Origin of the sequence: Pseudarthrobacter sp. C1 (assembly GCF_034720455.1) — a bacterium.
Lineage (GTDB): Bacteria > Actinomycetota > Actinomycetes > Actinomycetales > Micrococcaceae > Arthrobacter.
In genome coordinates this window covers 94,287-120,160 of record NZ_JAYESK010000007.1, presented here as the reverse complement: position 1 = coordinate 120,160, position 25,874 = coordinate 94,287, and the positions used below count along the sequence as shown (strand labels likewise).

The window sequence follows — 25,874 nt, the reverse complement described above, 5'->3', positions numbered from 1 at the left end:
TATGACCACCCCTTCCTTCACCGGCACCGCCACGGCAAGCAGGCCCATGTTCAGCACAGTCCTGGTGGCCAACCGTGGCGAGATCGCCTGCCGCGTGATCCGCACCCTCCGGGCCATGGGCATCCGGTCAGTTGCCGTTTACAGCGATGCCGACGCCGGCGCGCGCCATGTGCGCGAGGCTGACACGGCCGTTCGGATCGGCCCCGCCGCGGCCACGGAGAGCTACCTGAAGATCGAGGCCATCATCGATGCGTGCCGCAAGGCCGGGGCGGAAGCCGTGCATCCGGGCTACGGCTTCCTGAGTGAGAACGCCGACTTCGCCCGCGCCCTGGACCGGGCCGGCATCACCTTCATCGGCCCCGGCATTGATGCGCTGAGAATGATGGGGGACAAGATCCGCTCCAAGAACCACGTGGCCGGTTACGGCGTCCCCGTGGTTCCCGGAGTAGCGGAGCCCGGCATGACGGATGAGCAGCTGGTGCAGGCGGCCGGCGGCGTCGGGTTTCCGCTGCTGATCAAGCCTTCCGCAGGCGGGGGCGGCAAGGGCATGCACGTGGTGGAACGCCCGGCAGACCTCCCCGCGACGCTGGCCACCGCCCGGCGGGTGGCTGCCGGCGCCTTCGGCGACGACACCCTTTTCCTGGAACGGCTGGTATCCACCCCGCGGCACATCGAGGTGCAGGTGCTCGCGGACAACCACGGCAACGTCATCCACCTGGGCGAGCGCGAATGCTCGCTGCAGCGGCGCCACCAAAAGGTCATCGAAGAGGCGCCGTCGCCCTTGCTCGAAGCGCACCCGGACGGCGCAGCCCTTCGCGCCCGCATCGGCGAGGCAGCCTGCAATGCAGCCCGCAGCGTTAACTACAGCGGTGCCGGGACCGTCGAATTCCTCGTCTCGGACGACGCGCCGGACCAGTTCTACTTCATGGAGATGAACACCAGGCTGCAGGTGGAGCATCCCGTCACCGAAATGGTCACCGGCATCGACCTCGTCGAATGGCAGGTGCGGATCGCCGCCGGCAGGGCACTCACCATCCGGCAGGCCGACGTCGAACTTAACGGGCACGCGGTGGAAGCACGCGTATACGCGGAGGTTCCCGAGAAAAACTTCCTGCCCTCCACCGGGACAGTGCTCCTCCTGGATGAACTGCCCGGGCAGGCGGCCGGCAGGGTGCGGGTGGATTCGTCCCTGGCGGAAGGACTGGAGGTCTCGTCCAGCTACGACCCCATGATCTCCAAGGTGATCGCGTGGGGGGAGGACCGTACAGCTGCCCTGGACACCCTGGACGCGGCGCTCGCGGGTTATACGGCGCTTGGGCTGGACACCAACGTCGAATACCTGAGGCTGCTGATCAACGATGCCGATGTCCGCGCGGGACACCTGGACACGGGGCTGATTGAACGCAAACTGCCGTACCTCGCCTTCCGCCGCGTTGGCGAGGCCGAACTGGTGGCGGCGGCGCTCTTCACCATCCAGGCGGAGGAACAGGACAGCACACCCCTGCCGCCGGGCCCCTGGCAGGCCCGCAACGGATGGCGCCTTGGCACACCGGCGCCGCGCCGCGTCAGCCTGGGAACGTCCGACGGCGGCGTGGCCACCGTGCGCGGCAGGAACGCGGCCGGCCCGGTCGGGGACGGGGCTGTCCCCGAAGGCACTGCCCTGGTGGCCGTGGACGGCGGGCCGCCCCGTCCGGCACGGCTGGAAATGATTTCCCGCCGACGCGTTGCGCTGACGTTCAACGGGCGCACCACCACGTACGCCGTCGTGCCGGGACCTTCAGCGCTCTTCCTTGGCAGCGAGGGCTGGTCCTGCCGGCTGGAAGTCCTGACGCGTGAGTCGCGGCTGGAGCGAGTACTTGCAGCGATTCAGCGGGAGGAGGGTGCTGCCGACCCTGCGGTGCGCTCACCCATGCCGGGAACCGTGGTGTCCGTTCCGGTCACCGACGGTGCGGACGTCACGGCCGGGCAGGTGCTGGTCTCGGTGGAGGCGATGAAGATGGAGCACCAGCTGCTGGCTCCGCTCGACGGGACAGTGCACCTCAGCGTCCGGCCCGGGGACCTGGTGAAGGCGGACCAGGTCCTGGCGACCGTCCACCCCCGCACCGCAGATACAGACACAGATACAGCCTTACTTAATGGCGAAGGAGCCTAGACATGGCAGGTTTTGAACTCAGCGAGGAATACCAGGACCTCAGCGACACCGTCCGGGACTTCGCGGACACCGTGGTGGCACCCGTTTCCGCGAAGCACGACGAGGAGCACAGCTTCCCCTACGAAGTGGTGAAGCAGATGGGCGAGATGGGGCTGTTCGGCCTGCCTTTCCCCGAGGAGTTCGGCGGAATGGGCGGCGACTACTTCGCCCTTGCCCTGGCCCTGGAACAGTTGGGCCGGGTGGACCAGTCCGTGGCAATCACCCTCGAGGCAGGGGTGTCGCTGGGCGCCATGCCCATCTACCGTTTCGGGACGGACGCGCAGAAGCAGGAGTGGCTGCCCATGCTGGCATCCGGCCAGGCGCTGGCAGGTTTCGGCCTGACTGAGCCGGAGGCAGGATCGGACGCGGGCGGCACCAAGACCCACGCCCGGCGCGAGGCTGACGGCGGCAGGACAGAGTGGGTGATCAACGGCAACAAGGAGTTCATCACCAACTCCGGAACGGACATCACGCGCCTGGTCACCGTCACCGCCGTCACCGGCCGGAAGGAACGGGGAGACGGCTCAGTGCAGAAGGAAATTTCCACCATCCTGGTGCCCACCGATACCCCTGGCTTCAAGGCGGAGAAGCCCTACAACAAAGTGGGCTGGAACGCCTCGGACACCCATCCGCTGACCCTGAAGGATGTCCGGGTCCCGGAGGCCAACCTGCTGGGAGTGGAAGGGCGCGGCTACGCCAATTTCCTCTCCATCCTGGATGAGGGCCGCATAGCCATCGCGGCACTCGCCACCGGCGCAGCCCAGGGCTGCGTGGACTTGTCGGTCAAGTACGCCCGGGAGCGGAGCGCCTTCGGGCAAAACATCGGCAAGTACCAGGCCATTTCGTTCAAGATCGCGCGCATGGAGGCCCGCGCCCACACCGCCCGCCTTGCCTACTACGACGCGGCGTTCCGCATGCTTGCCGGCAAGCCGTTCAAGACCCAGGCCGCCATCGCTAAGATGGTCGCAGGCGAGGCAGCCATGGACAACGCGCGGGATGCCACCCAGGTATTCGGCGGCTATGGCTTCATCAACGAGTTCACCGTGGCAAGGCACTACCGCGACTCCAAGATCCTTGAAGTGGGGGAGGGCACCACGGAGGTCCAGCTGATGCTGATCGCCCGCGAACTGGGACTGTAGCCGGCCTGAGAGGATCACTGATGATTGACAAGGTTGTTGCCAGCGCTGACGAAGCCGTCGCGGACATACCGGACGGAGCGTCCCTGGCCGTGGGTGGATTCGGCCTCTGCGGTATCCCGGTGACCCTCATCGATGCGCTGCACCGGGCAGGAACGGCGGACCTCGAAACCGTCAGCAACAACTGCGGCGTGGACGACTGGGGCCTGGGCATCCTGCTCCGGGACGGCCGGATCCGCCGCACCATCAGCTCCTATGTGGGCGAAAACAAGGAGTTTGCCCGCCAGTACCTGGCCGGCGAACTGGAGGTGGTGCTCACCCCGCAGGGCACCCTGGCCGAGAAGCTCCGCGCTGGCGGCGCCGGCATCCCGGCGTTCTACACGAAGGCGGGAGTTGGCACGCAGGTGTCCGACGGCGGCCTGCCGCAGAAGTACGACGCCCACGGCGGGATCGCGGTTGCTTCCGCGCCGAAGGAGGTGCGGTCCTTCGGCGGAGTGGACTACGTCCTTGAGGAGTCGTTGACGCCGGACTTCGGGCTGGTCCACGCCTGGAAGGGCGACCGCCACGGAAACCTGGTGTTCCATGCCACCGCAATGAACTTCAACCCGCTCTGTGCCATGGCCGGCAGGATCACCATCGCCGAGGTGGAGGAACTGGTGGAGCCGGGGGAACTGGACCCGGAACACATCCACACTCCGGGAATCTTCGTCCAGCGGGTGGTGCTGGCCGCCAACGCGGAGAAGCGCATCGAGAAACGGACCGTTGCCCTTCCCCGGCCAGGCACTGGAGCGCCCGGAACCGGAACCGGCACCAACCAGCAGGCAGGAGCATAGCCATGGATCCCAACAGCCCCTACGCTCCACGGCCCGAAGGCGTGCGCCCCGAATACCGCCGGGCGGCAGCCCAGCAGCACGAGGTCCAGGCAGACGGGACTGCCGCCAAAGGCTGGACCCGCAACGAACTCGCCGCCCGCGTGGCGAAGGAGCTCAGCAACGGCCAGTACGTCAACCTGGGCATCGGCATGCCAACCCTGATCCCCAACTACATTCCCGACGGCGTGGAAGTGGTGCTCCACTCCGAAAACGGGATCCTCGGCGTCGGCCCTTATCCCGCGGAGGATGCCGTTGACCCGGACCTCATCAACGCCGGCAAGGAAACTGTCACGGTCAACAAGGGTGCCGCTTTCTTCGACTCGGCTTCTTCCTTCGGAATGATCCGCGGGGGCCATGTGGACGTGGCTGTCCTGGGCGCCATGGAAGTTGCGGCCAACGGTGACCTGGCCAACTGGATGATCCCGGGCAAGATGGTCAAGGGCATGGGCGGCGCCATGGACCTGGTGTTCGGCGCCAAGAAGGTCATCGTGATGATGGAGCACGTGGACCGCAACGGAAACCCGAAGATTGTCCAGCAGTGCTCCCTGCCCCTGACCGGCAAGGGCTGCGTGGACCGGATCATTACGGACCTGGCGGTCATCGACGTTGTTGCGGACGGGTCCGGGTCCAGGCTGGTGCTGCGCGAACTGGCACCCAACGTCTCGGTGGAGGACGTGGCCGCCGCAACCGGGGCAGACCTGTTCGAAGAAGACCGGGAACTGACCGTATGAGCGGCGGTGACGGCGCCGCGGCGGGATCAACCGGCGGCGAGCCGCAGGTGATTGAGCAGCGCGGGCTGTACTTCGAGGAGCTGCAGGAGGGCGTCACGTACGCCCACCGTCCCGGCCGCACCGTGACGGAGGCCGACAATGTCCTGTTCACCACGCTGACGATGAACACGCAGGCGCTGCACCTGGACGCCGCCTGGAGCGCCGGCCAGCCGTTCGGCCAGCGGCTGGTGAACTCGATGTTCACCCTGGCCACCATGGTGGGGCAGTCCGTCTCGCAGCTGACCCAGGGCACCATCATCGCCCAGCTGGGCCTGGCCGATGTCTCGTTCCCGCATCCGCTCTTCCATGGCGACACCCTCTACACCGAGACGGTGATCAGCGGAAAACGGCTCTCGGGTTCCCGGCCGGGGCAGGGGATCGTCACCATGGAGCACACCGGCCGGAACCAGGACGGGACGGTGGTGGCACTGGCCACCCGAAGCTGCCTGATGTGGACCCGCGAGGCCCATGCCAAGCAGGAGGAGCACGGACAGGAGACAATGCAGTCATGACCTTTGTGATGGGCCCCGCCCTGCTCTTCTGCCCTGCCGACCGGCCGGAGCGCTACCAGAAGGCGGCCCGCAGGGCCGACGCCGTCATCCTGGACCTTGAGGATGCGGTGGCTCCCGCCGATAAGCAGCGCGCCCGCGGTGCCATCCTGGCCCAGCTGGGAACCACCGGCGTGGAGCCGGAGCTGGAACCCAGCTGCACTATCGTGCGGGTGAATCCGGTGGGCACCGAGGACTTTGAGAAGGACCTTCACTGCCTCGCCCACACCCCTTACCGGACGGTCATGCTTGCCAAGGCGGAAACCGTCCAGCAGCTCGACGCCCTGGAGGGCTATAAGGTGATTGCGCTGTGTGAAACAGCGCTCGGAGTCCTTAACGCCCCCGCCATTGCCGCCGTCCCCAATGTGGTGGGCTTGATGTGGGGGGCAGAGGACCTGCTGGCATCGCTGGGCGGTACGTCCAGCAGGAAGGCCGACGGCGGCTACCGGGCGGTGGCGCTGCACGCCCGTTCCGCCGTGCTGCTGGCCGCGCGCGCCTGCGGCAAGGAGGCGGTGGATGCGGTTTACACGAACATCCCGGACCTTGCCGGGCTGGAGGAGGAGGCGGCCGACGCCGTGGCCTCCGGCTTCAGCTCCAAAGCGTGCATCCATCCGAGCCAGGCAGCCGTGGTCCGCGCCGCCTACGCGCCCTCCGACGCCGAAGTGGCGGCGGCTGAAGCCCTCCTGGAGGCTGCAGAGTCGGCAGGGTCAGGAGTGTTCCAGTACCAGGGAAAGATGATCGACGGGCCCATCCTGAAGCATGCCCAGGAAATCATCCGCCGGGCCCAGGGCATGGGCTAGCCGTTCCGCCTCATCCCGGCCGCCCGTGCGACCGCCGCAATGACAGCGGGGGGATCGGCTCGTACAGCAGCGTCCGCACCCACCGGTTTCCGGTTTCCCGGAACTCCTTGCGGCTTGCGAACCGGTAGTGGTAGCTGCGCACGCGCACCCAACGCGGCGGGGCGCCGTCGAACGGGTCATCGCGGAGGAGCCGCAGCGTCTGCCGGTCCGCCTCCAGGAGCTTGCCCAGGAAGGCGTAGAACCACTCCTCATGGACGGTCCTTAGCGGCAGGAACCACATCAGCCAGTCCAGGCGCAGGTGGTAGGGCGCCCACTGCCGCGGGAGCCCGCCGGGCTCGCCGGGCTTGCCCTTGAAGCCGTACTCCCGCCACTCGGAGGAGTCGTCCGGGTCCTCGTCGGAGGTGCCCTCCACCACTATTTCAATCCGCTGCTTGGTGACCGTGCCGAACGCGCCGTAGGTGTTGACCAGCTGCCACCGGTTGAAACTGGCATTCATCAGCTGCCGGCGCGAGAAGAGGTTGCGCAACGGCCAGTAACTGAGCACAACCAGCAGCAGCGTGGCAGCCAGCGTGATGGCCAGCCACCACAGCGGCGTCTCCCGGTCCACGCCCGGCGCTCCGTGCCAGTCCAACGGAATGGCCGGCAGGACGGCGTGGGCAACCGGATCACTCACGGCGGCGAAGGCCAGCACAATGGCAATCCAGTTAAGCCACGCGAAGTTGCCTGTGGCCACCAGCCAGAGCTGGGTGGCGATGACAATGCCTGCCGCGACGCTGGCAACAGGCTGCGGAGCAAACAGGAAGAACGGCACCACCAGCTGGGCGAAGTGGTTGCCCAGCACTTCCACCTTGTGCAGCGGCTTAGGCAGGAGATGCGCCTGCCGGCTGAGCGGACCCGGCATGGGCTGCGTCTCGTGGTGGTAGTAGAGGGCAGTCAGGTCACGCCATTCCCGGCCGCCGCGGATCTTGATCATCCCGGCGCCGAACTCCAGCCTGAACACCAGCCACACGATCAGGATCAGGATGGTGCGGGGAGGGTCCGTCTGGTCCGAGCCCAGGAAGGCCACCGTGAAGCCGGCCTCCAGGAGCAGCATCTCCCAACCGAACCCGTAAAAGGTCTGCCCTACGTTCACGATGGACATGTACAGCAGCCACAGGACAAGGAACGCTATCAGCGGAACCCACGGCGGGCCCTGCTGCGGGATGCCGGCCACGAGCAGAGCCGATACCAGCAGCCCTGCGGCGCACACCCAACGCAGCAGGCGGTCCGAATACCGCCAACGGAACAGGGTGGGCCGGCGCAGGCGGCTGAAGCCGGAAAGGTATTCGGGGACGGGGAGAAGGCCGCGTTCACCCAGCAGCGCCGGGAACTGGTTCAGCGAGGAGAGGAACGCAACGAAATACAGTGCCGCCACGCCTCGCTGCAGCACCTGCCGGGCGAATTCGTATTCCGGCGCATCAAACCAGGAGAGCCAGTCCACGCAGTCCACGTTACGCCCGCTCCCAACAGTGCTGCTACTGGGGCCAAAGGGATGTTGAGGGGCCCCGCTTAAGGCGGCGGCTGTCCGGCAGCGCGGTGCGGGATACTTAAGCAATGCAGCCACGCAGAATCGTCCTCCTCGGATCCACCGGTTCCATCGGCACCCAGGCGATTGACGTCGTCGACGGCGCCCCGCACCTTTTCGAGGTGGTGGCCCTCAGCGCCGGGGGAGGCAACCTGGAGCTCCTCGCTCGCCAGGCGGTGCACACGGGTGCCTCTGTGCTTGGCATAGCCGCCGGGGACCCCGGTCAACTGGCCTACTTGGTGGCCGAAGCCGCAGCCGCTGCCGGCAAGCAGGGTTACCGGCCGGAAATCATTGCCGGACCGGACGCGTCCACCCGTATTGCGGGGGTCGAGGCTGACGTGGTCCTGAACGGGATCACCGGTTCCATTGGCCTGGCGCCCACCCTGGCGGCCCTCAAGTCCGGTGCCACGCTGGCGCTTGCCAACAAGGAGTCCCTGATTGTGGGCGGTTCGCTGGTGAAGGCCGCTGCCCGCGAAGGCCAGATCGTGCCGGTCGATTCCGAGCACTCGGCGATCGCCCAATGCTTGCGTTCCGGATCTGCGGCGGAAGTGGAAAAACTGATCCTCACCGCGTCCGGCGGTCCCTTCCGCGGCAGGAGCAGGGACGAACTGCACGGGGTAACTCCACAGGAGGCGCTGGCGCATCCCACGTGGGATATGGGTGTCATGGTCACCACCAATTCCGCTACCCTCGTCAACAAGGGCCTGGAAGTCATCGAGGCGCACCTGTTGTTCGATGTTCCCCTGGACCGGATCGATGTGGTGGTGCATCCGCAGTCCGTGGTGCACTCGATGGTGCAGTTCATCGACGGGTCCATCATTGCCCAGGCGTCCCCGCCGGACATGCGCCTCCCCATTGCCCTGGGACTGGGCTGGCCGGACCGGGTGCCCAACGCGGCCGCGGCCTGTGACTGGACGCGGGCCGCTTCGTGGACATTCGAGCCGCTGGATACGGAAGCCTTCCCCGCCGTCGGACTCGCCAAGGACGCCGCGAAGCAGGGCAGCACGTTCCCCGCCGTGTTCAACGCCGCCAACGAGGAAGCCGTGGCGGCCTTCCATGCCGGGCGCATCAGGTTTACCGACATCGTGGCCACCATCGAGTCCGTCCTCAGCGAACATTCAGGCTCCTCCGGGCTGACAGTGGAGTCCGTGCTGGATGCTGAGGACTGGGCACGCGCCCGCGCCCACGAACGTTTAGCAGTCAGCAGTCTCTAGGAAGCAGCAGCACGTCAATGACCCCCGTTCTCCTTTTTGTCCTCGGCGTCGTCTTTGTGGCGATCGGCATCGCTGCCTCCATCGCGCTCCATGAAGTGGGCCACCTGCTGCCTGCGAAGCTCTTCAAGGTCCGCGTCACCAAGTACATGATCGGCTTCGGCCCTACGCTCTGGTCGCGGCGGAAAGGCGAAACCGAGTACGGCGTCAAGGCCATCCCGCTGGGCGGCTACGTCTCCATGATTGGCATGTATCCGCCCAACAAGGAGGACGGTTCGGTCCGGCCCTCCAGCACGGGCATGTTCCAGACCCTGGCCACCGAAGCCCGGTCCGCGGCCCATGAGGAAGTGGGCCCCGGCGATGAGGGCCGGGTGTTCTACCGGCTTCCGGTCTGGAAGAAGATCATCGTGATGCTGGGCGGGCCGGCCATGAACATGGTGCTTGGCGTGCTCCTCACCGCCGTCCTGCTGATGGGCTTTGGCGTCGCCACGGCCACCACCACCATCTCCGACGTCTCCAAATGCCAGGTGGCGGCGGGGGAGACAGTGGATCCCGACTCTGCGGACTGCCGGCTCACCCCCGCCGCGGCGGCCGGCCTCAGGCCCAACGACAGGGTCATCGCCTTCGACGGCAAATCGGTGGCCAGCTGGGACCAGCTGACGGAATGGATCCGGGCTTCCGCGGGGCGCGAGGTAGCCATTACCGTGGAGCGGGACGGCACCCGGGTGTCCGCCACGGTGACTCCGGTGCTGTCGGCTCGCCCCGTCATCGGCACGGACGGACGCCAGGAAACGGACGACGCCGGCAACCTCCGTTACCAGGACGTCGGCTTCCTGGGTATCGGTTCCCAGACTGAACTGGTGGCCCAGCCGGCGTCGTCCGTTCTTCCAGTGGCGGGGGAGAACATCCGCCAGGTGGCAGGGGTGGTCTTCAACCTGCCCGCACGCGTCGTGGGCGTGGCGAAGGCTGCCTTCAGCGAGGAGCCCCGCGACCCCAACGGCCCCATCAGCGTGGTGGGCGTGGGACGGGTGGCCGGTGAAGTGGCCGCCATGGAAGAAATCCCGGTGCAGTCCCGGCTGGCCGCACTGATCGGGCTGCTCGCCGGCCTGAACTTCGCGCTGGCCGTGTTCAACCTGATACCGCTGCTGCCTTTGGACGGCGGACACGTAGCCGGCGCCCTGTACGAGGGTGCGCGGCGCCGCGTGGCCAAGCTGCTCGGCAAGCCGGACCCGGGAGCCTTCGACATCGCCAAGCTGCTGCCGGTGACCTACGTGGTGGCCGCCCTGCTCATCGGCATGAGCGCGCTCCTCATTTATGCCGACATTGTGAAGCCCGTGAACCTCTTCGGCTGACGCCTGCGGCTCCTTCGGGAGAGCAGGACCGACGGCTGATTTCCGATTTTAAGCTAAATATGACTGATATTTAATAATCAGCCGCAGGTGGTTGATTCGGAGGAATCAGCTGCCTAAGGTTGGAACATGTTCGTTCTCACCATTGACCAGCGGGGGAGCACCTCGGATGTGGACCGCGTCCCGGACCTGATCGCCGCACTGCAGAGCCGCACCCCGGTTCCGTTTGAGCGCTCAGTGGGTGACGAACTCCAGGGTGTAGTGGAACAGGCTGCGGACGTCGTGGACGTCGCCCTGCATGCACTGCGCAGCGGGTACTGGTACGTGGGCATCGGCATAGGCGCCGTGCACCTCGCTCCGGGTGCCAGCCCGCGGGAAGGGTCCGGAAGCGGCTTCGTGGCGGCGCGCAAGGCAGTGGAACTCGCTAAAAGCGCGGCCGGCCAGGTCCCGTTGTCAGTGGTGTCCGGCACCATGGTCCGTGGGAGGGACATTCGGTCCCCGCAACAGAATGATGCAGCACAGGAAGGCGTCATGGCCTGCTCCAACGCACAGGCAGTGCTTCGGCTGATCGGGCGCCTGGTGCAGCAGCGCACGGAGGCCCAGTGGCGGGTGGTGGACCACCTGCGCGCGCAGGGGGACGGCAGGCACGGCAGCCAGAAGCAGGTGGCCCGGGAACTGGGAATCACCGAGCAGTCGGTGAGCCGTGCGGTGCTGAGGTCCGGCTGGCAGGAAGAATGGGCGGCGAGGCCCGCAGCGGCAATGCTCCTTGACTATGCGCAGTCCCTGATTGCGGGCACCCGGACGGAAGGAAACCAGTGAACGCACTCTGGATCACGGTTGCGCTGCTCGTGGCAGGATTCGCCGGCTGGCCCGTGACCGCACTGGTGTTCCGGCTCGCCAAGACCATTGATGACAAGGCAGACGCAGCCAAGGCGGCCGAGGAAGCCGGAGGGGCAGCCGACGATCCGTCCGCGGACGTCACCGTCGACCCTCCGCCTTCCGGCCGGGGCCAAAATGTGGACGATGAGCTGACCGCCGTGGCCAGCGCACCGCCGTCGGCCGGTCCTGGCTCCGGACCGGCGGCTCCCACCCAGCGGATCCTTCGGGGCGGCGCCATCATTGGAGTCCTGGAGCGGCTCGGAGTTTGCCTTGCCATCCTCACCGGCCAGCCGGTGGCCATCGCCTATATCGTGGCCATCAAGGGCCTGGGCAGGTTCGCGGAGTTGAAGGAAACCCCTGTGGCTGCTGAACGGTTCATCATCGGAACGCTGGCGTCCATGCTGTGGGCGGCCGGAACGGCCGCGGCCGTCAAGGTCATCTTCCTGGCGTGACAAAAGGGTCTGCCCGTCCGGTGGCAGGCGGCCCACCGGATGCGTCCGGAGGCCTGCAGGGCGATAGGGTAGCGGTATGACAGTTTTTGCCGTTGAGTACGTTTATGCCGCCGAATCCACTGACGAACGCAATGCCGTTCGGCCCGCGCACCGTGAATGGACCGCCGGCCTGGCCCAGGACGGCGCCATTCTGGCCAGCGGGCCGTACGGTGACGGTGCCGGGGCGCTGCTGATTTTCAAGGCAGCCGATGAAGCCGCCCTCAACTCGATCCTGAAACAGGATCCGTTCGCAGCAGCCGGAGTCATCGCCGGAACCCGCATCACCGAATGGTCGCCAATTACCGGCGTGCTGGCCGGCCTCGCCGCCTAAGCCGCCTCCACTTTTCGAACCTCTAGGAGTCCTCGTGACCTCGGTCAGCCTGGGAATGCCCTCAGCACCGCCACCCGTCCTTGCCCCCCGCCGCAAGACGCGGCAGATCAAAGTCGGTTCCGTGGGGGTCGGCTCGGACTCGCCCATCAGCGTGCAGTCCATGACTACGACGCCCACCACGGACATCAACGCCACCCTCCAGCAGATCGCGGAACTGACGGCGTCGGGCTGCGACATCGTGCGCGTTGCCTGCCCGTCCGCCGACGACGCCGAGGCGCTGCCCATCATCGCCCGGAAGTCCCAGATTCCCGTCATCGCGGACATTCACTTCCAGCCCAAGTACGTCTTCGCGGCGATCGAGGCCGGCTGCGCGGCGGTGCGGGTCAACCCCGGCAACATCCGCAAGTTCGATGACCAGGTCAAGGAGATCGCAGCGGCTGCCCGCGATCACGGGACGTCCATCCGCATCGGCGTGAACGCCGGCTCCCTGGAGCCCGGAATCCTGAAGAAGTATGGAAAGGCCACCCCGGAGGCGCTCGTGGAGTCTGCCGTCTGGGAAGCATCCCTCTTCGAGGAGCACGGTTTCCACGACTTCAAGATTTCCGTGAAGCACAACGACCCCGTCATTATGGTGGCCGCGTACGAGATGCTGGCGGAAAAGGGCGACTGGCCGCTGCACCTCGGCGTCACCGAGGCAGGCCCGGCATTCCAGGGAACCATCAAGTCGGCCACGGCCTTCGGGGCGCTTCTGTCCCGGGGCATCGGCGACACCATCCGGGTTTCCCTCTCCGCTCCGCCGGTGGAGGAAATCAAAGTGGGAAACCAGATCCTCCAGTCCCTCAACCTGCGTCCGCGCAAGCTGGAAATCGTCTCCTGCCCCTCCTGCGGCCGCGCCCAGGTGGACGTCTACACGCTGGCCGAGCAGGTTACGGCCGGGCTTGAAGGAATGGAGATTCCACTGCGCGTGGCGGTCATGGGCTGCGTGGTCAACGGCCCGGGCGAAGCCCGCGAAGCAGATCTTGGCGTTGCCTCGGGCAACGGCAAGGGCCAGATCTTTGTGAAGGGCGAGGTCATCAAGACTGTCCCTGAGAGCCAGATTGTTGAGACACTGATCGAAGAGGCCATGCGTATCGCGGAAGAGATGGGGGAGGCCGATGGCGAAGATGCTGTCAAGGGTAGCCCCGTGGTTAGCGTCTCGTAAGGACGTCCCCGCCCCGCCGGGGATTTCCGTCCGTACCCTGGACCGGGAGGACACTGCAGCGCTGAGGCTACTGGCGCAGCGTGATCCGGTCACGAACGTGTTCATCCTGGCGCACTTGCGTGCCGCCGGTTCCGCCGCAGCCACCAGCGGCGGAGCCGGGGTCCTCGGCGTGTTCGACGACGGCGTCCTGGCGGGTGCCTGCTGGGCAGGGGCCAACCTGGTTCCCGTGCAGCTGGACCCGGACCTGGCCGGAGTGGTGGCTGCGGCGGCCAGCGCATCCGGACGCCGCTACGCCTCCGCCTTCGGCCCCGCCAGTTCCGTACTGGCCCTTCACGCAGAATTGGTTGAGTTGGGGCACCGGGCCCACGAGGTGCGCCCGGACCAGCCTTTGATGACCATCGGCGGGCCCCCGTCCGTTGAGCCGAACCCGGGGCTGGGGCTGGGAAACCTAGCGGATTTCGACCGCATCCTGCCGGCGTGCGCCGCGATGTTCGAGGAAGAAGTGGGATATTCCCCTTTCCTGGGCGGCAGGGAGTTCTACAGCCGCCGGGTGGAAAGCCTGATTCGGCAAGGGCACTCCCTCGTGCACCTGAACGACGCCGGCGAAGTGGTGTTCAAGGCCGAACTCGGGGCCGTCACCTCTGACGTAACGCAGATCCAGGGCGTCTGGATGAACCCCCTCTACCGCGGCCAGGGGCTGAGCCCCGGGTATATGGCGGCAGTGGTGGAGCAGGCACAAAGGGTGGCGCCCACCACAAGCCTTTACGTCAACGGCTTCAACACCCGCGCACGGGCCACCTACGAGCGGGTCGGTTTCCAGCAGGTGGGGACCTTCGCCACCGTTCTCTTCTAGGACTGCGTCCCCTTCCTGCCGTCCAGGTCTCCCGTCAGGTAGCGCTGCACATTGGGTGCGACCAGCCGGACCACGTCCTCGGGTGCCGCGGACGCCAGCGGCTCCAGCCGGACCACGTAGCGGACCATCATCAATCCCACCATCTGCGTCGCCACCAGGCCGCCGCGAAGCGCCACGTCCTCCTTCGGCCCGGGCACGCCCGCCATGATGCGGCTGATGATGGCCCGTGTGGCGGTCTCCCGGAGGAGGGCGGTCTTCGCCTTCGATCCAATGGTCCCGCGCAAGAATGCCACCAGTCCTGGCTGGGCAGGGCTCTCCCACAGGCGCAGCACTGCTTGGACGATGAGCTCGGCCCGCTCGCCGGGGGGAGAATCCTCCACGCCGGCCAACACCTCCCCGGGATCCGCCGGAAGCTCCACGCTGAGGGCGAAGAGCTCGTCTTTCCCGTTGAAGAAATGGTGGATCATGGCCGGATCCACCCCGGCCGACCGCGCCACCTGCCGCAGGCTGGTCCCCTCAAAGCCGTGCTCGGCGAAAAGCCGCCGGGCCGCCTCGAGGATGTGGCCCCGCGATGCGTTTGTCCCGCCCCGGCGTCCCCGCCGCACAGCCGGGGGCTGTCCGCCCGGTGCGCTCACGGGCTCTGCCTGCGCAGGGTGAGGGAGGCCAGCACCAGGACTCCCACAACAATCGCCGCCATGATCCCGGCGTCCTGCCATAGCTGTTCCGTGGCTTCCGTGTTGGCAGCGATCTCCTGCAGGGCGTCCACGGAGAATGTCAGGGGAAGGACGTTGGAGATTGCTTCAAGGACATCGTTCATGCGGTCCCGGGCCACGAACAGTCCGCACAGCAGGATCTGCGGCACCACCACCACAGGCATGAACTGCACCGCCTGGAACTCGGTCCTGGCGAAAGCTGAACACAGCAGTCCCAGGGCCACGCCCAGGACCGCGTTGATCACGGCGATCAGGACCACGAAGCCGGGCGGCCCCTGGATATCAAGATCAAAGATCCAGTAGGCAACGGCGGTGGCCACCAGCGACTGCAGGGCGGCCATGATCGAAAACGCCAGGCCGTACCCAAAGAGGAGGTCGGCTTTGTGCACGGGTGTGGTGAGCAGCCGTTCCAGGGTTCCGGAGGTGCGCTCGCGCAGCATGGTGATGGACGTGACCAGGAACATCACCACGAAGGGGAAGATGGCCAGCATCATCAGGCCTACCCGGTCGAAGGTCCGGGGGGCTCCCGGAGGCAGCGTCTCGTTCTCGTACAGGAAGTAGACCGCAGTGAGCAGCAGCGCGGGCACCACCAGGATCATGGCGATGCTCCGGTGGTCGTGGCGGAGCTGGTCCAGCACCCGGTGCGTCGTGGCGAGCATCATTCGGACGTCCATCACCGCACGCTCCTGGTCCGTGCCTTGGGTTCCCGGGTGCCGGCAGCCGCTGCCCCGGGCGTCTCCGGCGCCGTCGTCGCAGTCGTCGTCGTCTCCTGGATGATGTGGAGGAACGCCTTCTCAAGGTCGCTGCTGTGTCCGCGCCGGCTGAGTTCCCCGGGCGTCAGCCGGGCGAGCAGCCTGCCCCCACGGAGGAGCAGCAAGTCGTCACACCGGCTGGCTTCCTCCATCACGTGGCTGGACACGAGGAGGGTCGTTCCAGCCTCTGCCATGGCCTGGAACCGGCTCCAGAGGTCCGCCCGCAGTACCGGGTCCAGTCCTACGGTCGGTTCGTCCAGCACCAGGAGCGGGGGATGCGCCACCAGTGCGCAGGCGAGGGAGGCGCGGCTGAGTTCGCCGCCGGACAGGTCCGCCGTCTTCTGCCGGGCCTGCCGTTCAAGCCCGACGGCGGTAATCGCCTCCGCCGCCTCAAGCTTCGTTTTCCGGTGCATGGCTCCGAAGTAGCGGACATTCGCTTCCACAGTCAGGTCCGGGTACAGACTCGGCGACTGGGTCACATAGCCCACCCGGTGGCGCAGGGCAGCGCTGCCGGCGGGCAGGCCCAGGACCTGAACCGTTCCGGACGCAAGCCGCTGGACTCCGACGATGGCCCTCATGAGGGTCGTCTTTCCGCTGCCCGAGGGTCCCAGCAGTCCGGTGATCCTGCCGGCCGGGATGGTGAAGTCCAGCCCGCGAAGCACAGGGACCTTGCCTCGCGTGACATTCAGGCCGGCGGCGACAATGGCGTCTCCGCCCGTTCGGCCCTGACCTTCCGGTATTGCCGCCGCATGGGACATGATCGCCCTCCGTTGCCAGGAGCAGGGCTGCCGGCGCCTGGTGGCGCCGTAATTCATCACCTGATGAATTAAAGCTAGGGCGCCGGAAAGGCCCGGTCAACAGCAAGAAATGAGAAACACTTGTCAATGTGCCTCCCATCACATAGGTTCGATCTAGCTGCGCTGGAGTGGCGTGGGCGGTCTCACCAGTCCTCACCAGTACTTAGGCGATAACGGCGTCGAGCCACGCCCGGATGCGATGACCAGCCTCATGGGGGGCCAGGGGCTTTGCATCTCCGGGCGTGGCTCAACTGCGTTCCGGGAAAGTGCCGGGCGGCTGTACCGCTGCCGGGCGGCCGGTGCCCGCACCGGCTGCGTTGCGTACCCGCCAGCGGGGAGTGGCCCTGCCAGCCGGTAGATTAGTACCAGACGAAATCCCGGCCCTGCTCTCCAGCACTCCCCAGAAACGGATACCCACCCGTGGTTACAAGACTGTCCCAGCTATTCCTGCGCACCCTCCGCGAAGATCCCGTCGACGCCGAGGTGGCCAGCCACCGGCTCCTGGTCCGCGCAGGCTACATTCGCCGTGCCGCCCCCGGCATCTACACCTGGCTGCCGCTGGGACTGAGCGTCCTGCGCAAGGTGGAAGCCGTCATCCGCGAGGAGATGGCCAGGATCGGGGCGCAGGAAGTCCACTTTCCGGCCCTCCTGCCCCGTGAGCCCTACGAGGCCACCAACCGCTGGACCGAATACGGCGAGGGCCTGTTCCGGCTCCAGGACCGTAAGGGCGCCGATTACCTGCTGGCCCCCACGCACGAGGAAATGTTCACGCTGCTGGTCAAGGACCTGTACTCCTCCTACAAGGACCTGCCGCTGAGCCTCTACCAGATCCAGAACAAGTACCGCGACGAGGCGCGTCCCCGTGCGGGCCTCCTGCGCGGCCGCGAGTTCATCATGAAGGACTCCTACTCCTTCGACGTGGATGACGCCGGCCTGGACGCAAGCTACGCCGCCCACCGCGGCGCCTACCTGCGCATCTTCGAGCGCCTCGGGCTGGAGGTCATCCCGGTGACCGCGACGGCCGGTGCCATGGGCGGCTCCAAGAGCGAAGAGTTCCTGCACCCCACCGACATCGGCGAGGACACCTTCGTGCGGTCCGCCGGCGGCTACGCAGCCAACGTTGAGGCCGTGACCACCGTGGCTCCGGCGGAGATCGACTTCACCGATGCTCCTGCCGCCGAGGTGCTCGACACCCCGGACACCCCCACCATCGACACCCTGGTGGCAGCCTCCAATACACTCGCCCCGCGCAGCGAGGCCGGCGGCGGTGCCTGGACCGCCGCCGACACGCTGAAGAACGTCGTGCTCGCCGTTACCCTGCCCACCGGGGAGCGCCAGCTGGTGGTCATCGGGGTGCCGGGCGACCGCGCCGTGGACCTGAAGCGCGTCGAAGCAAATATCGGATCCTTCCTGCCCATCGGCGGGGAGATCGGCCTGGAAGCGGCCAACGACGACGACCTCAAGAAACAGCCGCTCATCGTCAAGGGCTACCTGGGCCCCGGCCTGTCCCTGGAGGAGCCCCTGCTGGGAGCCGAAAGTGCAACGAAGCTTCTGTACCTGGTGGACCCCCGCGTGGTCCGCGGCACTTCCTGGATCACGGGTGCCAATGAGGCCGGCAGGCACGTGTACGGCCTGGTGGCCGGACGCGACTTCACCTGGGACGGCGTCATCGAGTGCACCGAAGTGCGCGAAGGCGATCCCGCCCCGGACGGCTCCGGTCCGCTGGAGACCGCCCGCGGCATCGAGATGGGGCACATCTTCCAGCTCGGCCGCAAGTACGCGGAAGCGCTGGAGCTGAAGGTCCTGGACCAGAACGGCAAGCAGGTCACCGTGACCATGGGCTCGTATGGCGTCGGCGTCACCCGTGCCGTTGCAGCGCTGGCCGAGGCCAACCACGACGCACGGGGGCTCGTCTGGCCGCGTGCTGTCGCCCCTGCCGATGTCCATGTGGTCGCCGTGGGCAAGGGCGAGGAGATCTTCGCCACCGCCGAGCGGCTGGCGGCCGACCTTGAGGCAGCAGGCCTGGATGTCCTGCTCGACGACCGGCCGAAGGTTTCGCCCGGGGTCAAGTTCGGCGATGCCGAACTGTTGGGCGTTCCCACCATCCTGGCCGTTGGCCGCGGCCTGGTGGATGGTGTGGTCGAGATCAAGGACCGCCGCAGCGGTGACGCCGAAAACGTGGCAGTGGACAAGGCGGTTGACTACGTAGTCAACGCTGTCCGCACCAGCTGACCCGGCAGTGGAGTTCGGACTCGAATCGCTCGGGCTGACAACACTCCTCTTAATCGTGCTTGCCGGTTTTGCCGCCGGCTGGGTGGATGCAGTGGTAGGAGGGGGCGGGCTGATCCAGCTCCCCGCCCTGCTGCTGGTCCCGGGGATCACCCCCGTCCAAGCGCTGGCGACAAACAAGATGGGGTCCATCTTCGGCACAGCCACCAGTGCTACCACCTACTACCGGCGCGTAGGACCGGACCTTAGGACGGCGCTGCCGATGGCCGCGATCGCCCTGGCGGGCAGCTTTGGCGGCGCCGTGCTGGCAGCGACCCTGCCCGCCACTGTCTTCAAGCCCATCATCGTCACGGCGCTGGTCGCCGTCGCCCTTTTCACAGCACTGAAGCCGGACGTTGGCGGCATCACCGCCCTGCGGCATGATGGCCGCAAGCACTACGTGGTTGCCTGCCTGATCGGGGCCGTCATTGGTTTCTACGACGGCCTCATCGGTCCGGGGACAGGCTCCTTCCTGGTCATCGCGCTGGTCTCGGCGATGGGGTATGCCTTCCTGGAAGCCAGCGCCAAAGCCAAGATCGTCAACATGGCCACCAATGCGGGCGCACTGCTGTTCTTCCTGCCCCACGGCTCCCTCCTGTGGGGCCTGGGCCTGCTGCTGGGGGCGGCCAATATGGCGGGCGGATACCTCGGAGCCAGGACAGCAGTCAAACAGGGAAGCCGCTTTGTCCGCGTGGTCTTCCTTGTGGTGGTGTCGGCCCTCATCATCAAGCTCGGCTACGACGCCTGGCAGGAAAACTTCGCCTGATACCGCCCTGGAAAAGCAGGCTCGGAGGCCCGGCCGGCGGAGGCGTAGCATGCAGATATGTCACATGGCTATGACGAGTACGCCCGGGCCCTGGCGGCAGCGGCAGGCCACGCCGCGGCCTGGCTGCGAAGCCTCCCCGAGAGGCCCGTGGGACCGGCGGCGGCCGCCCATGACCTTACCGGCGCCTTTGGCGGCCCGCTGCCGCGTGAGGGGATGCCGGCTGAGAAAGTGGTGGACCTGCTGGCAAAGACGGCAGAACCGGGGCTCATGGCCATGCCCTCCGGCCGGTTCTTTGGCTGGGTGATCGGCGGGACGTTACCTGCCGCCCTTGCCTCCGACTGGCTGGTGAGTGCCTGGGACCAGAACGCCGGACTGCGCTACGCCACCCCTGCCATGGCGGCGGTCGAGGAGGGCGCGGGCAGTTGGCTCCTGGAACTGCTGGGACTTCCTGGACAGTCCGACGTCGGGTTCGTTACCGGCGCCACGATGGCGAATTTCACCTGCATGGCGGCCGCACGGTGGCGGCTGCTTGCGGACGCCGGCTGGGACCTGGACAGTGACGGGCTGTTTGGCGCTCCGAGGGTCCGCTGCCTGGTGGGGCGGGAACGGCATGACACCGTGGACCTTGGCCTGCGCTACCTGGGCCTGGGCAAGCCCGCGGTGGTGGACGCCGACAGCCAGGGGCGGTTGATCCCCGAAGCCCTGGACGCAGCACTGGCTGGAGGCTCAGGCCCCGCATTAGTCTGCCTCCAGGCGGGGAACGTCCATTCAGGCGCTTTTGACCCGTTCCCCGAAGCCATCCGCGTTGCCCGGAAACACGGAGCCTGGGTCCATGTGGATGGCGCCTTCGGCCTGTGGGCCGCCGCAGCCCCCGAACTGCGGCATCTGATCCGTGGCTATGAGGATGCGGACTCCTGGGGAACGGATGCCCACAAAACCCTCAACGTTCCCTACGACTGCGGCATCGCAATTGTCCGGGATGCTGCAGCCCTTCGCTCTGCCATGGGCCTGCACGCCAGCTACCTGGTGCATGACGCGGAAGGTCCCGGCGATCCCTTCGAAAAGGTCCCGGAGCTGTCACGGCGGGCGCGCGGCGTGACGGTGTGGGCAGCCCTGAAGAGCCTCGGCTCCGACGGCGTTGCAGCCCAGGTGGAGGGAATGGCCGCCGCGGCCTCGGAAATCGCCGCGGGGCTGGCCGGGCTGGACGGCGTGGAAGTGCTGAACGACGTCGGCTACACCCAGGTTTGCGTGGCGTTCGGCGACGACGCCACCACCCGGGCGGTGACGGCCCGCGTCATCAGGGACGGCAGGGTATGGATGTCCGGCTCACGGTGGCGGGACCGGGACATCCTCCGGGTGTCGGTCAGCAACTGGCGCACCGAAGGGGACGAGGCGGGCACTGCCGTGGATGCGATCCGTTCCGCACTGGCCGCCGTGCGCGGCAGCTGACCCGGGAACGTCCCCGGTCAGCTTGGACCCGGGGCCTGGCCGGGCTCCGGCAACGCGTGGGCCGGCGGCAGCCCCTCCAGGGTGCGGCCGGCGAGGGTGCTGGCAACCCAGAGGGATCTCGCCAGGTCGCCGCGATGGCCGGGCTTTCCGACGTACCCCAGCGCGTTGGCCACTTCCCTGGCCACGGCCCATTGCCGGGCCGCATCGGGGTCCAGGCCGGCTGCGGCACTGAAGTCCGCGCAGCGTTGCCGCAGGCCGGCTTCGGGCTGGTTCAGCGGCAGGTCCGGCAGGCGGTTCCACAACAGCGGGGCCACGCCGAATTCCGGTTCACCGATCATGGGCTGGGGGTCAATGGCTGCGAAGCCGCCCGGCGTCGGCTTTCCGCCTGTTCCGCGCGTGCCCGGCCTGGCCAGGATGTTGAGGTAGTGCAGGTCAGTATGGACCAGGACGTCCCGCCCCGAGCGGCGCCCCACCGCGCCCCGCGTCTGGCACACCTCAAGCGCCGCTTCCAGCAGCCACCGTGGAAAGGGGCGGCCGAGCTGTTCCCAATCCGCGGGGAGGTCGTCGCTCCACTGTTCGGCACGAGCGGCGATGTGCTCGAATTCCCGCCACTGCGGCCGGTCGTCCGGAACAATGCTCAACTGCCGCACAAGCCCGCCCCACACGGCCGCGGCGTCAGCCATTGGCAGGTTGCTGAGCGGGCGCTCGGCGTCGAGCCTTTCGAGGAGCATGGAACACGTGCCTGCATCCGACGCCAACAGCGCGACGGCGCCCCGCCCGTTCCACAGTTCCAGCGCATGCCGCTCCGCCCGCGCTTCGTCGTGGGGGAAGGCGATCTTGAGGGCAGCGGGGGAGCCGTCCTCCCGGACCACCGGAATGACGATCGCACCATGGCCGTTCCAGGGCATGACGCCGGGACCAAGGCCGGAGGTAAGGCGCCACCGGTCAAGCAGGCTTTCGGCGATGCCGGGCAAGGAAGCCAGCCAGGCCCGGCCTTCCGGGGTGCCGCCGTAGCGCGCGGCAAGGTCCGGAGGGATGGGGAGTACCGTTGGCTGGCTCATCAGTCCCAGCCTAAGGGCAACGGCAGTGCTGCGCCGGGGGATGCAGGCCCTACACCACGCCCGTGGCGCCGAGCAGGCTGCCGATGCTGAACGTGGCGGCGAGGGCCAGGGCGCCGCCCACCACCACCCGGACCGCGGCCCTGGATTTGGAACCGCCGCCGATCCACGCGCCCAGTGCTCCGGTCAGGGCCAGTGCCACCAGGACAGCAGCAAAGGTCAAGGGAACACGGATTTCCGGCGGCGGAAGAAGGATTGCCAGCATCGGGAGGACCGCGCCGATGATAAAGGCCACGGCCGAAGCGAAGGCCGCGTGCCAGGGGCTCACGATGTCTGTCTCGTCGATGTTGAGCTCGGCGGTGAGGTGCGCGGCCAGGGCATCATGGGCCGTGAGTTCCTCGGCCACCTTGCCGGCTGTTTCGGGGCTGAGGCCCTTGGCAAGGTAGATGGCGGTGAGTTCCGCCAACTCCTCCTCCGGTTGCTCGGCCAGCTCCTGGCGTTCCTTCTCTATCAGGGCTTTTTGGCTGTCGCTCTGGCTGCTCACAGATACGTACTCGCCCAGCGCCATGGACACCGCTCCGCCCACCAGTCCCGCGGCCCCCGCGGCGAGGATGGGACCGGACTCGGCGGTGGCCCCTGCCACGCCAACCACGATGGCCGCCACCGAGACGATGCCGTCGTTGGCGCCCAGGACGCCCGCCCGCAGCCAGTTCAGCCGCTGGGCGGTGTCGTTGCCGTGCGGTTCAGTCTCCAGATGGCGGCGAAGTTCCGGGCTCCCGGCGTCCGCTGCACCCTGTTCGGCCGGTTCGTATGCGTCCATGCTCTTCAGCAAACCATTAGAAGTCTTCCGGGGCCACCCTGCCCTGGCAGGAAAGACGCCGCCTGCAGCGGGTTCGTCGGAGTGGGGGTGGCTGCCGTAATGATGGGAGAAGAAGTGCTGCCGCGCCCCCGGAGCTCATGGCCCTGTCGGCGCAATGGCGGAACTGGCGGGAAGGTCCGGCAGCTGGTCCTGGTCGAGGACGACGCCGGGAACCGGCCCCGGGTCGCCGCCCCAATGGCCAGCCCGGCGTGCCGCGGACTGAAGGGCGGAGATGGCCCACTCCCGCGTGCCGCCGTCGGCAAGGGCAATGACGTCCCCGAAGGCAGGCAGCGACCCCAGCTCCAGGCGGGCAAGCCCGGCAGCCGGGGCGGCAAGGAAATCCGGGTCCAGAACGTAGCCGGGCTGCTGCGCCTGTGCGGCACTGCATGCTGCCCGGGTGTGCGCCGTCGCTTCGGCGGCAAGGTCTTCATGCTCGGCGAGGAACGCTCCCGCCGCGCCGGCGTCCTTGGCCGCCAGGCGGGGGAGGGCCGCCTGGTAGGCGTAGACGCTCTGCTGTTCGGCGGCCAGGGCTGCTGAAAGCGCACTGGCCGCAGCTGCAGGCGTCCCTGCGCCGGTTGCTTCCTGTCCAGCAGATGCAGGCGCGGCGGGCGTGGGAGGGCCCTCGGGTGCCGGAGGAAGTGACGGGCAGGCGGATCCCGCGGGGGACGAGGTTGGGGTGGCTGCGGGGGTCCCTGCGGCTGCGTGCGGCAGTGTTTCCACAGCGATGCCGCCGGCCGCGGCCACATCCTCGGCGGCAAGCAGCTGGGCGGTGCCGGCGCCGGCCAGCAGCCGCGCCATCCCGCCGTCGGCCTTTGCCGCGTCAGCGAGGCGCTGCACTCCGCTGGCCGAGAGCGCGGAAGCCAGCCCTGCAAGGCCGGGAAGCGGCGTCGTGGGAAGCGCCGTCGCCGGTTGGGGGAGAGGGGAGGAATCCGACGGCGAAAGGAGGGTGCGCGCCTGCAGCGTCAGCAATGTCACAGCCGCGTCCACGGCGGCCGTTTTTCCGGCAGTATCCGGGGCGCCGCCGGCTGCGGTCGCGGCAGACAGCAGCCCGGCGGCAGTCCGCAGCTCCAGCGCATCATCCAGCGCGGCCATCCTGGCCTGCTCGGAGAACGGCGGATCCGCGGGCGGCGGCGGTTCCGCGGGGATCAGGGCGAATCCGAGGCTGAGGACAAGGAAGGCCGTGAACGAAACAACGGCGTACCGGAAATAGCGCAGCACTGGGCGGTTTTCCCGATTGTCGTCTTTCACAACAGACCATGGTGTCACGCCGGCTGGGAATCTCCGTCCCGCCGGACCGGTAAAATAGCTACGCTAGTACACACAACATCATCTATAGGGAGGCGGCGGGCATCGTGAGCAATTCAGAAGCCACGGCTTCATCGGACCTGACCGGAACGGGTAAGGCTGATGCCGCACCCGCAAACAACCCCGAAGCTGCCCGCCTCCGCGCGCTCCTTGAACCAGCGGTGCAGGCGAACCGCCTGTACCTGGAGGACGTGGCCATCCTGGCGGGTTCCCACCGGGTGGTCCACGTCGTCGTGGACCTGCCGCAGGAGGAATCCGGCGGCGTCGGCCTTGATGTCATTGCCGACATCTCGAGAGTCCTGTCCGACGTCCTGGACAACGATCCCGCCGACGACGGCCGGCCCTACGATCTCGAGGTTTCCTCGCCCGGCGTGGGGCGCCCCCTGACCGAACCGCGCCACTGGCACCGCGCGAAGGGCCGCATGGTCAAGGTCAATGTTGTCCAGGGGGACAACGTCACCGGCCGCATCCAGTCAGTGGATGACGGGGGAGTGACGATCATCCCGGAGATCGCCGTGAAAAAGGGCATGAAGCCCAAGCAGGGCGATCCCATCAAGCTTCCTTTCGACAGGATCCGCAACGGAAAAGTCGAGATCGAATTCAGCCACCTCTCTGAGGACGGTCTGGAACCTGAACACAATGGACCTTCTGAGGAGGCCTGATGGATATTGACATGAGCGCACTGAGACTTCTGGAGCGTGAGCGTGAAATTCCGCTGGACCTCCTGATCCCCACCATTGAGCAAGCGCTCCTGGTGGCCTACCACAAGTCGCCCGGCGCTTTCGAAAAGGCCCGTGCCGAACTGGACCGCAAGAGCGGCCACGTGACCATCTGGGCTGTGGAGATTGACGACGACGGCGCCCCCATTGGTGAGTTCGAGCACACCCCTGAGGGGTTCGGCCGGATCGCTGCCAGCACCGCGCGCCAGATCATCCTGCAGCGCCTGCGTGACGTTGAGGACGACAACGTGCTGGGCGAATTCAAGGGCCGCGAAGGCGAGCTGGTGTCCGGCACCATCCAGCAGGGCAACAACCCCCACATGATCCAGGTCAACCTGGGCTCCGTCGAAGCGCTGCTGCCGCCGCCCGAGCAGGTTCCCGGGGAGAAATACATCCACGGCAACCGGCTGCGCGCGTTGGTCATTGACGTCCACCGTGGTTCAAAGGGCCCGTCCGTCACCCTGTCCAGGTCCCACCCCGGCCTGGTCCGCAAGCTCTTTGAACTGGAAGTGCCGGAGATCGCCGACCGCTCCGTCGAGATCGTGGCACTGGCCCGGGAAGCCGGCCACCGTACCAAGATTGCGGTCAAGGCAAACGTTCCCGGCATCAACGCCAAGGGTGCCTGCATCGGCGAGATGGGGTCGCGTGTCCGCGCAGTCATGAACGAGCTCAACGACGAAAAGATCGACATCGTCGATTTCAGCGAGAATCCGGCTACCTTCATTGCCAGCGCGCTGTCGCCGTCGCGAGTGAATTCCGTCACCATCACCGATGAGGCCACCCGGTCCGCCCGCGTGGTGGTTCCGGACTACCAGCTCTCCCTGGCAATCGGCAAAGAGGGCCAGAACGCGCGGCTGGCAGCCAAGCTCACCGGCTGGCGGATTGACATCGTGTCCGACGCCGCCCAGGCCCGGGACAACTAGGCGGCCTCCCGCCGTCCTCCCGCGCCGGAAACGCCCCCGCAGTTTCGGGCAGAACGGCCGGGAGGGGCT

25 protein-coding genes are annotated in these 25,874 nt (G+C 67.3%); 18 read left to right on the top strand and 7 right to left on the bottom strand.

Annotation, left to right across the window (positions count from 1 at the left end; genetic code table 11):
- The first annotated feature begins 1 nt into the window (after position 1).
- The 6 genes from U7114_RS13415 to U7114_RS13390 are packed head-to-tail and all read left to right on the top strand — an operon-like array spanning position 2 to position 6,317.
- On the top strand, positions 2 to 2,152 hold the full coding sequence (locus tag U7114_RS13415) for an acetyl/propionyl/methylcrotonyl-CoA carboxylase subunit alpha (RefSeq protein ID WP_323057630.1): 2,151 nt from the start codon (positions 2 to 4) through the stop codon (positions 2,150 to 2,152).
- A 2-nt stretch (positions 2,153 to 2,154) separates the two neighbouring features.
- A complete protein-coding gene (locus U7114_RS13410) occupies positions 2,155 to 3,330 on the top strand; it encodes an acyl-CoA dehydrogenase family protein (protein WP_157238614.1) in 1,176 nt (391 codons plus the stop codon).
- A gap of 20 nt (positions 3,331 to 3,350) precedes the next feature.
- Positions 3,351 to 4,160, top strand: coding sequence for a CoA transferase subunit A (locus tag U7114_RS13405; protein WP_323057629.1), 810 nt, complete (start codon positions 3,351 to 3,353; stop codon positions 4,158 to 4,160).
- A gap of 2 nt (positions 4,161 to 4,162) precedes the next feature.
- Complete coding sequence (locus tag U7114_RS13400; RefSeq protein WP_157238612.1) at positions 4,163 to 4,930, top strand: CoA transferase subunit B; 768 nt, start codon at positions 4,163 to 4,165, stop codon at positions 4,928 to 4,930.
- Positions 4,927 to 5,481 (top strand): MaoC family dehydratase, encoded by a 555-nt coding sequence (locus U7114_RS13395; RefSeq protein ID WP_323057628.1) that lies wholly within the window; start codon positions 4,927 to 4,929, stop codon positions 5,479 to 5,481. Before U7114_RS13400 ends, U7114_RS13395 begins: the two co-directional genes overlap by 4 nt.
- Positions 5,478 to 6,317 carry a CoA ester lyase gene (locus tag U7114_RS13390; protein WP_323057627.1) on the top strand — a complete coding sequence of 280 codons (840 nt, stop codon included), beginning with the start codon at positions 5,478 to 5,480 and terminating at the stop codon, positions 6,315 to 6,317. The genes U7114_RS13395 and U7114_RS13390 overlap by 4 nt, the downstream gene beginning before the upstream one ends.
- 10 nt (positions 6,318 to 6,327) lie before the next feature.
- On the opposite strand, the gene U7114_RS13385 is transcribed toward U7114_RS13390, so the two are convergent.
- Complete coding sequence (locus U7114_RS13385) at positions 6,328 to 7,797, bottom strand: lipase maturation factor family protein (protein WP_323057626.1); 1,470 nt, start codon at positions 7,795 to 7,797, stop codon at positions 6,328 to 6,330.
- A gap of 113 nt (positions 7,798 to 7,910) precedes the next feature.
- Here U7114_RS13385 and dxr point away from each other — a divergent pair, with 113 nt between their 5' ends.
- The 7 genes from dxr (at position 7,911) to U7114_RS13350 (ending at position 14,196) form a co-directional block, all read left to right on the top strand.
- Positions 7,911 to 9,095 carry a 1-deoxy-D-xylulose-5-phosphate reductoisomerase gene (dxr, locus tag U7114_RS13380; protein ID WP_323057625.1) on the top strand — a complete coding sequence of 395 codons (1,185 nt, stop codon included), beginning with the start codon at positions 7,911 to 7,913 and terminating at the stop codon, positions 9,093 to 9,095.
- 17 nt (positions 9,096 to 9,112) lie between these two features.
- A complete protein-coding gene (locus U7114_RS13375) occupies positions 9,113 to 10,444 on the top strand; it encodes a site-2 protease family protein (RefSeq protein ID WP_323057624.1) in 1,332 nt (443 codons plus the stop codon).
- A gap of 126 nt (positions 10,445 to 10,570) precedes the next feature.
- A complete protein-coding gene (locus U7114_RS13370; RefSeq protein ID WP_323057623.1) occupies positions 10,571 to 11,260 on the top strand; it encodes a MarR family transcriptional regulator in 690 nt (229 codons plus the stop codon).
- Positions 11,257 to 11,772, top strand: coding sequence for a hypothetical protein (locus U7114_RS13365; RefSeq protein WP_323057622.1), 516 nt, complete (start codon positions 11,257 to 11,259; stop codon positions 11,770 to 11,772). The genes U7114_RS13370 and U7114_RS13365 overlap by 4 nt, the downstream gene beginning before the upstream one ends.
- Before the next feature lie 76 nt (positions 11,773 to 11,848).
- The gene (locus U7114_RS13360) at positions 11,849 to 12,142 is read left to right on the top strand and encodes a YciI family protein (RefSeq protein WP_157238606.1); all 294 of its coding nucleotides are present in this window, start codon (positions 11,849 to 11,851) and stop codon (positions 12,140 to 12,142) included.
- Between the two features lie 34 nt (positions 12,143 to 12,176).
- On the top strand, positions 12,177 to 13,343 hold the full coding sequence (gene ispG, locus U7114_RS13355) for a flavodoxin-dependent (E)-4-hydroxy-3-methylbut-2-enyl-diphosphate synthase (protein ID WP_013600504.1): 1,167 nt from the start codon (positions 12,177 to 12,179) through the stop codon (positions 13,341 to 13,343).
- A complete protein-coding gene (locus U7114_RS13350; protein WP_157242576.1) occupies positions 13,306 to 14,196 on the top strand; it encodes a DUF4081 domain-containing GNAT family N-acetyltransferase in 891 nt (296 codons plus the stop codon). Before ispG ends, U7114_RS13350 begins: the two co-directional genes overlap by 38 nt.
- Here the strand turns inward: U7114_RS13350 and U7114_RS13345 are convergent.
- From U7114_RS13345 to U7114_RS13335, 3 genes are read right to left on the bottom strand one after another with little or no spacing between them, the layout of a single operon-like run.
- Positions 14,193 to 14,831 (bottom strand): TetR family transcriptional regulator, encoded by a 639-nt coding sequence (locus U7114_RS13345; protein ID WP_323057621.1) that lies wholly within the window; start codon positions 14,829 to 14,831, stop codon positions 14,193 to 14,195. The two genes, U7114_RS13350 and U7114_RS13345, sit on opposite strands and share 4 nt — an antisense overlap.
- On the bottom strand, positions 14,828 to 15,571 hold the full coding sequence (locus U7114_RS13340) for an ABC transporter permease (RefSeq protein WP_321216236.1): 744 nt from the start codon (positions 15,569 to 15,571) through the stop codon (positions 14,828 to 14,830). The genes U7114_RS13345 and U7114_RS13340 overlap by 4 nt, the downstream gene beginning before the upstream one ends.
- Positions 15,572 to 15,582: 11 nt before the next feature.
- The gene (locus U7114_RS13335) at positions 15,583 to 16,419 is read right to left on the bottom strand and encodes an ABC transporter ATP-binding protein (RefSeq protein ID WP_323057620.1); all 837 of its coding nucleotides are present in this window, start codon (positions 16,417 to 16,419) and stop codon (positions 15,583 to 15,585) included.
- A gap of 459 nt (positions 16,420 to 16,878) precedes the next feature.
- Between U7114_RS13335 and U7114_RS13330 the strand changes: the two genes are divergently transcribed.
- Genes U7114_RS13330 through U7114_RS13320 form a run of 3 tightly spaced genes read left to right on the top strand, consistent with a single transcriptional unit; the run spans position 16,879 to position 20,941 of the window.
- On the top strand, positions 16,879 to 18,690 hold the full coding sequence (locus U7114_RS13330) for a proline--tRNA ligase (protein WP_323057619.1): 1,812 nt from the start codon (positions 16,879 to 16,881) through the stop codon (positions 18,688 to 18,690).
- A gap of 7 nt (positions 18,691 to 18,697) precedes the next feature.
- The gene (locus U7114_RS13325; protein ID WP_323057618.1) at positions 18,698 to 19,492 is read left to right on the top strand and encodes a sulfite exporter TauE/SafE family protein; all 795 of its coding nucleotides are present in this window, start codon (positions 18,698 to 18,700) and stop codon (positions 19,490 to 19,492) included.
- Positions 19,493 to 19,549: 57 nt separating this feature from the next.
- Positions 19,550 to 20,941 (top strand): pyridoxal phosphate-dependent decarboxylase family protein, encoded by a 1,392-nt coding sequence (locus tag U7114_RS13320; RefSeq protein WP_323057617.1) that lies wholly within the window; start codon positions 19,550 to 19,552, stop codon positions 20,939 to 20,941.
- A gap of 17 nt (positions 20,942 to 20,958) precedes the next feature.
- On the opposite strand, the gene U7114_RS13315 is transcribed toward U7114_RS13320, so the two are convergent.
- From U7114_RS13315 to U7114_RS13305, 3 genes are all read right to left on the bottom strand, one after another.
- A complete protein-coding gene (locus U7114_RS13315; RefSeq protein ID WP_323057616.1) occupies positions 20,959 to 22,002 on the bottom strand; it encodes an aminoglycoside phosphotransferase family protein in 1,044 nt (347 codons plus the stop codon).
- Positions 22,003 to 22,051: 49 nt separating this feature from the next.
- The gene (locus tag U7114_RS13310) at positions 22,052 to 22,819 is read right to left on the bottom strand and encodes a VIT family protein (RefSeq protein WP_323057615.1); all 768 of its coding nucleotides are present in this window, start codon (positions 22,817 to 22,819) and stop codon (positions 22,052 to 22,054) included.
- Positions 22,820 to 22,954: 135 nt separating this feature from the next.
- A complete protein-coding gene (locus U7114_RS13305) occupies positions 22,955 to 24,076 on the bottom strand; it encodes a DUF4439 domain-containing protein (RefSeq protein ID WP_323057614.1) in 1,122 nt (373 codons plus the stop codon).
- A gap of 134 nt (positions 24,077 to 24,210) precedes the next feature.
- Here U7114_RS13305 and rimP point away from each other — a divergent pair, with 134 nt between their 5' ends.
- Both rimP and nusA read left to right on the top strand, forming a co-directional pair.
- Positions 24,211 to 24,825: a ribosome maturation factor RimP gene (rimP, locus tag U7114_RS13300; protein WP_321215848.1), complete on the top strand. Its 615-nt coding sequence runs from the start codon at positions 24,211 to 24,213 to the stop codon at positions 24,823 to 24,825.
- Entirely contained in the window at positions 24,825 to 25,805 is a 981-nt protein-coding gene (gene nusA / locus U7114_RS13295) for a transcription termination factor NusA (protein WP_104997387.1), read from the top strand. Before rimP ends, nusA begins: the two co-directional genes overlap by 1 nt.
- Positions 25,806 to 25,874: the final 69 nt, after the last annotated feature.